General features: G+C 67.3%; 10 protein-coding genes. 6 read left to right on the top strand and 4 right to left on the bottom strand.

The genetic code is table 11. The features are described from left to right. Together ABD768_RS42360 and ABD768_RS42355 are read right to left on the bottom strand one after the other, a co-directional pair. Positions 1-405 (bottom strand): extracellular solute-binding protein (locus ABD768_RS42360; protein WP_344850537.1); only part of this gene is annotated, 405 nt, incomplete at its 3' end. Beyond that, entirely contained in the window at positions 402-1,433 is a 1,032-nt protein-coding gene (locus tag ABD768_RS42355; protein WP_343983703.1) for a LacI family DNA-binding transcriptional regulator, read from the bottom strand. The genes ABD768_RS42360 and ABD768_RS42355, both read right to left, overlap by 4 nt. Positions 1,434-1,736: 303 nt before the next feature. On the opposite strand from ABD768_RS42355, the gene ABD768_RS42350 reads away from it, so the two are divergent. The 6 genes from ABD768_RS42350 to melA are packed head-to-tail and all read left to right on the top strand — an operon-like array spanning position 1,737 to position 7,462. After that, the gene (locus ABD768_RS42350; RefSeq protein WP_344850534.1) at positions 1,737-2,537 is read left to right on the top strand and encodes an endo alpha-1,4 polygalactosaminidase; all 801 of its coding nucleotides are present in this window, start codon (positions 1,737-1,739) and stop codon (positions 2,535-2,537) included. 41 nt (positions 2,538-2,578) lie between these two features. Then, positions 2,579-3,856 (top strand): ABC transporter substrate-binding protein, encoded by a 1,278-nt coding sequence (locus ABD768_RS42345; RefSeq protein ID WP_344850533.1) that lies wholly within the window; start codon positions 2,579-2,581, stop codon positions 3,854-3,856. Then, entirely contained in the window at positions 3,826-4,782 is a 957-nt protein-coding gene (locus ABD768_RS42340) for a carbohydrate ABC transporter permease (protein ID WP_343983692.1), read from the top strand. The genes ABD768_RS42345 and ABD768_RS42340 overlap by 31 nt, the downstream gene beginning before the upstream one ends. Next, entirely contained in the window at positions 4,779-5,597 is an 819-nt protein-coding gene (locus ABD768_RS42335; protein ID WP_343983688.1) for a carbohydrate ABC transporter permease, read from the top strand. Before ABD768_RS42340 ends, ABD768_RS42335 begins: the two co-directional genes overlap by 4 nt. A gap of 6 nt (positions 5,598-5,603) precedes the next feature. Then, the gene (locus ABD768_RS42330; protein ID WP_344850530.1) at positions 5,604-6,164 is read left to right on the top strand and encodes a PfkB family carbohydrate kinase; all 561 of its coding nucleotides are present in this window, start codon (positions 5,604-5,606) and stop codon (positions 6,162-6,164) included. Further along, positions 6,161-7,462 carry an alpha-glucosidase/alpha-galactosidase gene (gene melA, locus ABD768_RS42325; RefSeq protein ID WP_344850528.1) on the top strand — a complete coding sequence of 434 codons (1,302 nt, stop codon included), beginning with the start codon at positions 6,161-6,163 and terminating at the stop codon, positions 7,460-7,462. The genes ABD768_RS42330 and melA overlap by 4 nt, the downstream gene beginning before the upstream one ends. Here the strand turns inward: melA and ABD768_RS42320 are convergent. Together ABD768_RS42320 and secA are read right to left on the bottom strand one after the other, a co-directional pair. Further along, on the bottom strand, positions 7,452-8,405 hold the full coding sequence (locus ABD768_RS42320) for an NAD(P)H-dependent flavin oxidoreductase (RefSeq protein WP_344850527.1): 954 nt from the start codon (positions 8,403-8,405) through the stop codon (positions 7,452-7,454). The genes melA and ABD768_RS42320 overlap by 11 nt on opposite strands. Before the next feature lie 87 nt (positions 8,406-8,492). Beyond that, on the bottom strand, positions 8,493-11,417 hold the full coding sequence (gene secA, locus ABD768_RS42315) for a preprotein translocase subunit SecA (RefSeq protein ID WP_344850526.1): 2,925 nt from the start codon (positions 11,415-11,417) through the stop codon (positions 8,493-8,495). Between the last annotated feature and the right edge of the window lie 63 nt (positions 11,418-11,480).

Below are 11,480 nucleotides of genomic sequence, written 5' to 3'. Positions count from 1 at the left end.
GGCGACCTTGCCCGACCGCTCCTCGACGTACGACTTGCCGTCCGAGAAGCTGTCGAGCGCCACCAGGCCACCCTGCTTCTGGAACTGCGAGACGGACGCGGGCGAGGTGTTGAAGATCAGGCACGGAGCATTGCCCGCCGTGATCGCGGCACCGATCACCTCTTCGGAGCTCTTACCGGCCGGGATCTCCTGCGCGGTGACCTTCTGGTCCGGGTGGGCCGCGTTCCAGGCAGCCACCATCTGCTTGCCCCAGGCCACTTCCTCGGCGTTGTTCGACATCCAGACGGTGATCTCGCCGCGGGCCTGGGCGGCCGAGTCGGCGCTGCCACCGCTGCCTCCGCTGCCGCAGGCCGTCGTACCGGCCAGGCCGAGGGCCACTACAGCGGCCATGACTTTGCGTTTCATGAGTCCTCCAGATTGGCGGTTGAACGCCGGATGATGAGGCGGGCCGGGGGCAGTTCCACATCCGGTACTGCGCTGCCGTCGCCGTCGATGAGCTGGTTCAGAGTGCGTGCGGCTGCCTCGCCGAAGGCGTGCGGATCGGCGCGCACCGTGGTCAGGCCGGGATGGACGAACTCGGCGAGCTCGCTGTCGTCGAAGCCGGCCACGCTGAGGTCGTCGGGGATCCGCAGCCCGGCTTGTTGCGCGGCGCCCATCCCCGCGATCGCCATCCGGTCGTTGGCGTAGACGATCGCGGTCGGCCGATCCGGCAGGGCGAGCAGCCGCTTGGTCGACTCGATCCCGCCGATCGCCGTGAAGTCGCTGGTCTCGATCGCGGCAGGCTGCAGACCGGCCTCGGCGAGAGCGGAGACGAAGGCTTCGGTACGTGCCGTGGCGTGCACGAAGTCCTGGGGACCCGCGACGTGCGCGATCCGGCGGTGGCCGAGCTCGACCAGGTGCTGGACGACCGCGATCGTGCCCGGCCGGTCGTCCAGGCAGACCGCGGGAAAGGGCGAGGGGACCTCGGGCCGGTTCAGCGTGACGGCCGGCAGCCCGAGCGAGGTCAGCAGGTCGATCCGGGGATCGTTGTGCCGGAGGTCGGAGAGGAAGACCCCGTCGACGCGCCCGTCCTGGGCCAGCCGCCGGTACCCTGCCTCCTCGCCTTCGCCGGGGGCGACGACCTGCAGCACGAGGGCCTGCCCGCGGGGTGCGAGCACACTCTCGACGCCGCCGATGAAGGCCGGGAAGAAGGGGTCCGAGGAGAGCACGCCCGGATCCCTGGTGATCACCAGGCCGAGCGCGAACGCCTTCGAGACCGACAGCGAGCGGGCCCGGTTGCTCGGCCGCCAGCCCAGTTCGTCGGCGGCCGCCAGGATCCGGTCGACGGTCGTCTGCGCCAGTCCCGGCCGGCCGTTCAGCGCGAACGAGACCGCGCCCTTGGAAACGCCTGCGCGGGTCGCGACATCCGCGATCGTCGGCCGTTCCTTGCTCATCTGCGTCCCTCGGTGAGTGTTTATACCGGTTTAATCGCTCACTAAACCGGTATAAACGGTCGGCGTCAAGGGTTCGCGGGCAATGCACGGGAATGCGCTAACCGAAGGTTTCCGCGCACTCGTTTGCAGTTTCCCTTGACGGTGCGTCACGGGATCGCTTAACTAAGCCATCAGCGCCGGGCCACCCAGCCCCCGCTGCAGTGACGCACCCAGCCGGTAGCGAACGATGTTCGGAGTCCGGTTTTCAGGCGCCAGGGCGACGGCCCGAGGCGGGGTAGCGTCCCCAGGACCGATGGAGCAATCGTGTCCCGTTTCCGCCGTTTGACGGGGGCCGCCGCGGCCGTCGCCGTCGCAGCCGCCACCGCCCTCACCCTGATGCCGACCGCCGCCGATGCGGCCGTCACCCTCCCGCCCACCCACGCCAAGTTCGACTACCAGATCGGTGGCGCCTACACGCCACCCGCCGGCGTCCAGGTCGTCACCCGCGACCGGACCGCCTCCCCTGCCGCCGGCCTCTACAACATCTGTTACGTGAACGCCTTCCAGGTCCAGCCCGGCGAGCAGAGCCAATGGGACTCCGACCTGCTGCTGCGCGATTCCGCCGGACGCCTCGTGATCGACGAGGACTGGGGTGAACCGCTGCTCGACATCCGCGGCGCCAAGGCGGCCCGGGTCGCAGCCAAGGTCAACGGCTGGATCGACGGCTGCGCGACCAAGGGCTACAAGGCGATCGAGCCCGACAACTACGACAGCTACGAACGCTCGAAGAACCTGATCACCACGGCCCAGGCCCGGACGTACCTGAAGTTGCTGGCCGACCACGCGCACGTGAAGAACCTGGCCATCGCGCAGAAGAACACCGTCGACCTGGCGCAGTACCGGACCAGTGTCGGCCTGGACTTCGCGGTCGCCGAGGAGTGCGGTCAGTACAGCGAGTGCGGCAGCTACGTCGACTACTTCGGCAACAACGTCATCGTGATCGAGTACACCAACACCGGCCGCACGAGGGCCTGCTCCGGCTTCGGATCCACGTTGAGCATCGTCCAGCGCGACGTCGACGTCTCCACGCCCGGTACCAGCGGTTACGTCCGCAAGACCTGCTGAACCACCTTTCCACCCAAAAGCCTCAGCCCTAGGGGTAACCCATGTCTGCACCAACCCGTCGCGACATCCTTCGCTTCTCCGCGGCCCTGGCCGCCGCCGGCACTCTCGCGGCTTGCGGCAAGTCAGGTGACGAGGAGGCCGGTGGCATCGTCACCGTCGATCTCTGGCACGGCCAGACCGACACCGGCAAGAAGGCGCTCGACGCCTTGATCAAGCAGTTCAACGACACGCATCCACAGATCAAGATCGTCGGCGGCGGCGGTGGGGTGACGGCGGACAGCATGCTGCAGAAGGTCACCGCGGGCCTGGCGGCGGGGTCCTTCCCGGATATCGCGTACATCTTCGGGTCGGACCTCGCCAGCATCACCCGCAGCCCACAAGTGGTGGACCTGTCCACAGTGGATCTCAAGGACGCCTGGCCGGCGGCGCGCGACGCCGTCACGGTCAAGGGCAAGGTCCGGGCGATGCCGGCCTTGCTCGACTCGCTCTGCGTTGTCTACAACAAGAAACTCTTCGCCGCGGCCGGGGTGCCGGAACCGAAGGCAGGCTGGACCTGGGACGACTTCGTCAGCACCGCCCAGAAGCTGAACAACCCGGCGAAGGGTGTCTTCGGCACCGGCTGGCCGGGCGTCGGCGACGAGGACACGGTCTGGCGGCTCTGGCCGATGATCTGGGACCTCGGCGGCGACGTGGTCACCGAGGACGGCAAATCCGTCGCCTTCGACAAGGTCGGCGAGCAGGTGCTCGGTACGCTCGACAAGCTGCGCACCGACAAGTCCCTGTACATCGACCCCAAGCCGGGCAGCGAACAGCTCTACCAGGTCTTCCTCGGCGGCCGGATGGCGATGGTTGCCACCGGCCCCTGGCAGCTCCCCGATGTCCTCGACAAGGGCATCGACTACGGCGTCGTACCACTTCCCACGTACTCCGGTAAGGCCGTCACCATCTCGGGCCCGGACACCTGGACCGTGTTCGACAACGGCAAGGCGCGGGTCAAGGCGGCAACCGAGTTCGTCAAGTGGCTCAACGATCCCCAGCAGGACGTCCAATGGGACATCCAGGCCGGCAGCCTGCCGGTCAACACGACGACGGCCGCCCTGCCCGCGTGGAAGAAGCACGCGACTGCCACCAAGGGCCTGCAGGTGTTCGTCGACGCGCTGGAGACGGCGCGGGTGCGGCCGACGATCACGCAGTACCCGCAGATCTCGCAGCACCTCGGTGAGGCGACCGTCGCGGTGCTGCTGGGCAAGAAGTCGCCGGGCGACGCGCTCGGCGAATGCGTCAAGGCATGCAACGCTCTCCTGGCTGTGCCGAGCTGATGGCCAGCGTCGTCGGGACCTTCACGATCGACCCTCGAGCGCGGCGGGCGGCGGCGAAGCGGCGTACGCGGGGTGAAGGGGCGACCGCTTGGGCGTTCGTGAGTCCGTCCGTGCTGATCATCATCGGGCTCAGCGTCGTACCGGTGTTGTGGTCGCTGCTGCTGTCGTTCCAGTCGAACGATCTGGTCTCGCCGAGCTCGTGGGTCGGGTTGGCCAACTACAAGGCACTGGCAGCCGACCCCGCTTTCGCTGACGCCGTGGGGCACACGTTGCTCTACACGGTCCTGTACGTGCCGCTCAGTGTCATCGGTGGGTTGGCGATCGCGTTGATGCTGGATCGGCAGATCCGGTTCATCAGCCTCTACCGGACCCTGGTGTTCGTGCCGTTCGTCGTCTCGGCGGCCGCGCAGGGGGTGCTGTTCTCGTTCGTGCTCGACCCCGAGTTCGGGGCTGCGAACTCGGTGCTGCACAAGCTGGGGTTGCCGGCGCAGGGGTTCTTCAGCGATCCGGGGCAGGCGCTGTATCTGCTCGTCGCGATCTCGTTGTGGAGCGGTACCGGGTTCTGCGTGATCGTCTATCTCGCGGGGCTGCAGGGGGTGCCGAACGAGCTGGTCGAGGCCGCGCGGATCGATGGGGCGGGGCGTACCGGCGTACTGCGGCACGTGGTGCTGCCGACGCTGACGCCGGTGACGATCTTCCTGGTGCTGTTCCAGACGATCAACGCGTTGCAGGTGTTCGATCTGGTCTTCGTCACAACGAAGGGCGGGCCGCTCGGCTCGACCACGGTGATCGTGTACTTCATCTGGGAGAAGGCGTTCAAGACCTTCACGGCCGGCTACAGCGCGGCCGCGGCGTACGCGCTGGCCGTCGCCTTGCTCGTCATCGGGCTCGCCTTGCAGATCTACCGGCGGAAGGTGGCGCGATGAAGCGGCTGCCCTTCAGTCCTTGGCATCTCGTACTGGCTCCGCTGGCCCTTCTCTTCGCGCTGCCGTTGCTGTGGCTGCTGGTCAGTTCGGTGATGAGCAATGCGGAGATCAACCGGTTCCCGCCGGCGCTGATTCCTTCGGGCATCAAGCTGGACGGCTACCGCTTCGTGCTGGGCAATGCGTTGTTCCCGCGGTGGTTCCTCAACTCGTTCATCGTCTCGGCCGTTGCCGTGGGCGCCAATCTGGTGCTCGGCTCGCTGGGTGGATATGCCTTCGCGCGGATGCGGTTCGCCGGGTCGAAGCTGATGCTCGGGCTGATGCTGGCGACGATGGTGATCCCGTTCCAGCTGACGATGATCCCGACCTTCCTGGTGATGAAGGAGCTCGGCCTGATCGACACCCTCGGCGCGCTGATCGTGCCGTCGCTGGTGACGCCGTTCTCGGTGTTCCTGTTCCGCCAGTTCTTCGTCTCCTTGCCGCGTGAGCTGGAGGAGGCGGCCTGGCTCGACGGCTGCGGGCGGCTGCGGATCCTGACTTCGGTCGTACTTCCGCTGGCCCGGCCGGCGCTCAGCACGGTCGCGGTGCTGACGTTCCTGAGCACCTGGAACGACCTGACCTGGCCGCTGATCGCCATCAACCATGACACCAACTACACACTCCAGCTCGGCCTGACGACCTTCCAGGGCCAGCACCACACCCAGTGGGCGGCGGTGATGGCGGGCAACGTCATCACGGTGCTGCCTGTGCTGCTGGGCTTCCTGCTGGCCCAGAAGGCGTTCATCCGATCGCTGGCATCTACCGGACTAAAAGGCTGAAAACATATGAAGAGCGATCTATTGATTATCGGCGATGCTGCCGAACAGATGGCGACGGGTGCGGCCCGGTTGGGGCTGAGTGTCGCTGTCTCGGAGGAGATATCGCCTGAGCCTGAGTTGCTGCGGTCGGCGCGGCATCTGCATGTGACCTCGTTCTACCGGACTCCTGAGTTGAGCTCCCGGCTTGCGGTGCTGTTCAAGGAGGCCAAGTTCAGCAAGGCTTCCACGTCGCTGGCGATCGACGACGATCCGGCCGGGCGCTGGGATCGCGTCGTACTGGACGGGGCGCTGCGGGTGACCGATGTGCTGCTGCTCAACGCGGCTGCGGCGCATGCGCTGACAGGCCATCCGGTACTGGCGGACGCGGCCGGCATTCTTGCTCGGCGTGGGCCGCTGGTGGTGGTACGGGATGGTGCTGCCGGAGCGCTGGCTCATGACGGGGCGAAGGTTCGGTCGGTGGGTGCGCTTCCGGCTGGGGACGGCTTCGATGCGGCGTATGTCGCCGCGATGCTGAGCGGGCTCGGCCGGGACCGCGCGTTGTCGATCGCCGTGGAGAGTGCGCGATGACGAAGATCGCGTTCATCGGCGCGGGAAGCGTCGTCTTCACCCAGGGCCTGCTGGCCGATCTGTTCAGCTTCAAGGATCTCGGCCCGTTGCGGATCGCCTTGCATGACATCGATCCTGAGCGACTCGCCACGGCTGCGGGTGCAGCGGCCGCCATCGCTTCTTCGCTGGGGGTCTCGCCGGAGATCAGCGCGCATCTGGATCGGCGCGCGGCGCTGGACGGGTGCGATTTCGTGATCAACATCGTCCAGGTGGGGATGAACGAGGCGACTCGGGTCGACTTCGAGATCCCTGCGCGGTATGGCGTACGGCAGACGATCGCGGACACGCTCGGGGTCGGCGGGGTGTTCCGGGCGCTGCGGACCTTCCCGGTACTCCGGGGGCTCGCGGCCGACATCGCGGAGCTGTGCCCCGATGCGTGGCTGCTGAACTACACGAACCCGATGGCGATGAACGTCTGGTACTTGTCGGCGCTCGGCGTACGGAATGTCGTCGGCCTCTGCCACTCGGTCTACTGGACGATGAACGACCTGTCGACGTTGGTCGGAGTGCCGCTGGGTGAGGTCTCCTACTTGGCCGCTGGGGTGAACCACCAGGCGTGGGTACTCCGCTTCGAGCACCAAGGACGCGATCTGTACCCGGCTCTGGACGAGCTCATCGCGCGTGACCCGGAGCTGGCCCGGCGGGTGCGGGTGGACATGTACAAGCGACTCGGCCACTACCCGACGGAGACCAGCGAGCACTCGTCGGAGTACGTGCCGTGGTACCTCCACGACGCCTCCGAGGTAGAACGCCTACGCCTGCCGGTCGGCGACTACCTCCGCATCGTCGAAGAAAACGTAGCCCTGTACGAGCACACCCGCGATGCCCTGAAGGCCGGCGACCCCCTACCAGTCGAAGGCACCATGGAGTACGCCCCGCAGGTCATCCACAGCATCGTCACCGGCACCCCCCGAACCATCTACGGCAACGTCCCGAACACCGGCCTGATCTCCAACCTGCAAGCCGGCGCAGTCGTAGAAGTCCCTTGCCTAGTTGACTCCCTAGGCGTCCAACCCACCTCGGTAGGCGCCCTCCCACCCCAATGCGCCGCCCTCAACCGCGCGTACATCAACGTCAACGAACTGGTCGTCAAAGCCGCCCTCGAAGAAGACCCACGCGCAATCCGCCAGGCGCTCATGGTGGACCCGGCCACTGCAGCAACCCTGACGGTGCCAGACATCTGGTCCCTGGCCAACGACCTGGCAGATGCCCACAGCAACTACCTGGCACCCGCCCTGCGAGCGCGTATCAATCTGTAAGAGCAGCCCTCAAATAGTTCTTGTAGGTGGCCAGGCCGGCGACCACCTCTGCGGCTGTGGTGTTGGAGTGGAGGGCTCCAACACCCTGGCCGGCGTACAAAGAAGCTGACGTCGGATCGGCGGCCCTGGTGGCGGCTACGTATTGGGCGTGGCCTTCTTCGTCTGATTTCAGTGATTCTTCGCGGCCTTCCCAGGTGTTGTAGAAGGTGTTGCGGAGGGCTCGGCCGCCGAACTCGTCGGGCCAGCCGGCTCGGGAGGCGGCGTCGAAGACTGTGCCGTAGACGGTGTCGGTCTCGTCGGCTTCCAGCAGGCGTTGGCGGGAAGGTTCGGGGGTTAGGGCCTCTTCGGCGGTTAGGAAGGCTGTGCCGATCCATCCTCCGGCGGCGCCGGCGGCCAGGACCGCGGCTAGGCCTCGGGGGCCGGAGATGCCGCCGCCGGCCAGCACCGGTACGTCGGTGAGGTCCAGGATCGCTTGGAGCAAAGGGAGAGTGCCGACCTCGTTGCGGCCGTGCCCACCCGCCTCAGCACCCCGGACGACGATCGCGTCGACGCCGACCGCGATCGCCTCGCGGGCGTCGGCGACCGTGCCCGCCTGGGTGGCGACGACGATGCCGGCCGCGCGCAGCGGTTCGACGTACGGGCTGTAGTCGCCGAAGCTGAGCGAGACGAGCGCGGGCTTCAGCTCGAGCACGGCCTCCAGATGGTCCGGATGATCCTTCACCGACCACGCCATCAGCCCGACGCCGTACGGCCGGCCGAACCCCGCCGCGACGGCTCCCTCGGTACGGATCCACTCGGCCGACACCGCGGATCCGGCGCCGAGCATCCCCAGCGCGCCCGCCGCCGAGATCGCGCCGGTCAGCCGTCCGCCGCTCACGTTCGCCATCGGCGCGCCGACCACCGGCACCGCCAACCCGAACGTCTCGGTCAACCAGGTACCCATCCGTCCACTCCCTCTCGGCAAGGCTCCAGACAACGACGAAGGCCCGCCCCCGGGCAACCAGGAGCGGGCCTTCGACAGTACAGGTGATCAGTTATTGTAGACGTCCGATGCCGGGTCGCCGTGGCAGCGCTTGTACTTCTTGCCGGAGCCACACGGGCAGACCGCGTTGCGCGGGGTCCCCGGGTACTCCAGCGAGCCGCCCTCGACCGCGTCGGCGTGCACCGAGACCTCGTCGTCGCCGTCGATCGTCGGCGCCGAGTAGGTCAGCCGCTGCGGCCGGCTCTCGGTCGACAGGCCCTTGGCGCGCAGCTTCGGGGTGTCCTGCGGGCGCGGGCTGTCCTGCGGCCGGTCGTCGTCATCGACGTCGGCCTGCCGGCCCGGGAACTCGGCGACCGGAGCGCCCGGGACCAGGATGTCCTCGGCCTCGGTCTCCTCCAGCTCGGCCAGCTCCGCCTGCGCGGCCAGGTCGGCCTGCATCGCCTCGATGTCGACCTCGACGTTGAAGATGAACGCGACCGACTCCTCCTTGATGGACTCCATCATGGCGGCGAACATGTCGTAGCCCTCGCGCTGGTACTCGACCAGCGGGTCGCGCTGCGCCATCGCGCGCAGCCCGATGCCCTCGCGCAGGTAGTCCATCTCGTACAGGTGCTCGCGCCACTTGCGGTCGAGCACGCTCAGCACCACCCGGCGCTCGAGCTCGCGCATCGCCTCGCTGCCGAGGCTCTCCTCGCGCCGCGCGTACGCCTCGCGGGCGTCGGTGATGAAGGTGTCGATCAGGAAGTCCTGGGTCAGCCCGGAGCGGTCGCCGCCGGCCTCCTCGATCAGCTGGTCCTCGGTGATCTCGGTCTGGTACAGCGTCTTCAGCGCGGTGAACAGCTGGTCCAGGTCCCAGTCCTCGGCGAACCCGTCCGCGGTCGCGCCCTGCACGTAGCCGGTGACCGTCTCGTCGAGCATGTCGAGCACCTGCTCCTGCAGGTCGGCGCCCTCGAGCACCCGGCGGCGCTCGTCGTACACGACGTGCCGCTGCCGGTTCATCACGTCGTCGTACTTGAGGATGTTCTTCCGGGTCTCGAAGTTCTGCGCCTCGACCTGGGACTGCGCCGACGCGATCGCCTTGGTGACGACCTTGTTCTCCAGCGGCACCGTGTCGTCGTCGTTGCGCGACATCGCCCAGTCGACCATCTCGCGCTTGAACAGGCGCATCAGGTCGTCTTCCAGCGACAGGTAGAAGCGGGACTCGCCCGGGTCGCCCTGGCGGCCGGAACGACCGCGCAGCTGGTTGTCGATCCGGCGCGACTCGTGCCGCTCGGTGCCCAGCACGTACAGACCGCCGGCCTCGCGGACCTCGACCTGCTCGTCCTTGACCAGCTTCTCGAACTTCTCCAGGACCTTCGGGTACTCCGCCTCGTAGTCCTCCGCGGACTCGACCGGGTCGATGCCGCGGGCGCGCAGGTCCTTGTCGGCCAGGTGCTCGGGGTTGCCGCCGAGGATGATGTCGGTACCACGGCCGGCCATGTTGGTGGCCACCGTGACGGCGTTCTTGCGGCCCGCCTCGGCGACGATCGCGGCCTCCCGCGCGTGCTGCTTGGCGTTCAGCACCTCGTGCGCGATGTTGCGCTTGCGGAGCTGGTTGGACAGCCGCTCGGACTTCTCGACGCTGGTGGTGCCGACCAGGATCGGCTGGCCGGTCTCGTGCCGCTTGGCGATGTCCTCGACGACCGCCTCGAACTTCGCCTCTTCGGTGCGGTAGATCAGGTCGCGCTGGTCCTGCCGGATCATCGGCTTGTTGGTCGGGATCGGGACGACGCCGAGGCCGTAGATCTTGGAGAACTCGGCCGCCTCCGTCATCGCCGTACCGGTCATGCCGGCCAGCTTGGAGTACAGCCGGAAGTAGTTCTGCAGCGTGATGGTCGCCAGCGTCTGGTACTCCTCCTTGATCTCGACCTTTTCCTTGGCCTCGATCGCCTGGTGGAGCCCCTCGTTGTAGCGGCGGCCGTGCAGGGTCCGGCCGGTGTGCTCGTCGACGATCAGCACCTCGCCGTCGACGACCACGTAGTCCTTGTCCTTGCGGAACAGGTCCTTGGCCTTCAGCGCGTTGTTCAGGTAGCTGATCAGCGGGGTGTTGGCCGACTCGTACAGGTTGTCGATGCCGAGCCGGTCCTCGACCTTCTCGATCCCGCGCTCGAGGATGGCGACGGTGCGCTTCTTCTCGTCGACCTCGTAGTCGGCGACCGGGCGCTGGTCCTCGGCGATCTTGTCGTCGGCGAACCGCGGCTTGAGGACGTTTGCGAGGTTGGCCATCTCGACGTACCAGCGCTGGGAGTCCTCGGCCGGGCCGGAGATGATCAGCGGGGTCCGCGCCTCGTCGACCAGGATCGAGTCGACCTCGTCCACGATCGCGTAGTTGTGCTCGCGCTGGACACAGTCCTCGATCGAGTTGGCCATGTTGTCGCGCAGGTAGTCGAAGCCGAACTCGTTGTTGGTGCCGTAGGTGATGTCCTTGGAGTAGGCCACCCGGCGCTCGGCCGGCGACATCTCCGGCAGGATCACGCCGTAGTCGAGGCCGAGGAAGTGGTACACCCGGCCCATCCACTCGGCCTGGAAGCGGGCCAGGTAGTCGTTCACCGTGACCACGTGCACGCCCTTGCCGGACAGCGCGTTCAGGTAGGTCGGCAGGGTGCCGACCAGGGTCTTGCCCTCACCGGTCTTCATCTCGGCGATGTTGCCCAGGTGCAGCGCGGCGCCGCCCATGATCTGGACGTCGTAGTGGCGCTGGTGCAGGGTCCGCTTGGCCGCCTCGCGGACGACCGCGAAGGCCTCCGGCAGCAGGCCGTCCAGGGACTCCCCGTTGTCGACCCGTTGCTTGAAGTCGGCCGTCTGGGCGCGCAGCTCTTCGTCGGACATGCCGAGGAAGTCGTCCTCGATCGAGTTCACCACCTTGGCGATGGTCTCGAGCTTGCGAACGATCTTGCCCTCGCCGATCCGCAGTAACTTGTCGAACGCCTTCATCGTGGGGGGTCCACTCCTTGACTGTGCAGCCTTCAATGCGGCGGGTGCCTGACCGTGCTCATC

The organism is Kribbella ginsengisoli (assembly GCF_039537185.1).
In the GTDB taxonomy this organism is placed as follows: domain Bacteria; phylum Actinomycetota; class Actinomycetes; order Propionibacteriales; family Kribbellaceae; genus Kribbella; species Kribbella koreensis.
The sequence above is the reverse complement of the archived record's forward strand: the minus strand, read 5'-3'. Positions and strand labels throughout refer to the sequence as shown.

Excerpts from the sequence above, each read along its gene's own strand:
- ABD768_RS42330 (WP_344850530.1), top strand. The coding sequence starts at position 5,604 with ATGAAGAGCGATCTATTGATTATCGGCGATGCTGCCGAACAGATGGCG.
- ABD768_RS42335 (WP_343983688.1), top strand. The coding sequence starts at position 4,779 with ATGAAGCGGCTGCCCTTCAGTCCTTGGCATCTCGTACTGGCTCCGCTG.
- secA (WP_344850526.1), bottom strand. The coding sequence starts at position 11,417 with ATGAAGGCGTTCGACAAGTTACTGCGGATCGGCGAGGGCAAGATCGTT.
- melA (WP_344850528.1), top strand. The coding sequence starts at position 6,161 with ATGACGAAGATCGCGTTCATCGGCGCGGGAAGCGTCGTCTTCACCCAG.
- ABD768_RS42345 (WP_344850533.1), top strand. The coding sequence starts at position 2,579 with ATGTCTGCACCAACCCGTCGCGACATCCTTCGCTTCTCCGCGGCCCTG.
- ABD768_RS42320 (WP_344850527.1), bottom strand. The coding sequence starts at position 8,405 with ATGGGTACCTGGTTGACCGAGACGTTCGGGTTGGCGGTGCCGGTGGTC.
- ABD768_RS42355 (WP_343983703.1), bottom strand. The coding sequence starts at position 1,433 with ATGAGCAAGGAACGGCCGACGATCGCGGATGTCGCGACCCGCGCAGGC.
- ABD768_RS42340 (WP_343983692.1), top strand. The coding sequence starts at position 3,826 with ATGCAACGCTCTCCTGGCTGTGCCGAGCTGATGGCCAGCGTCGTCGGG.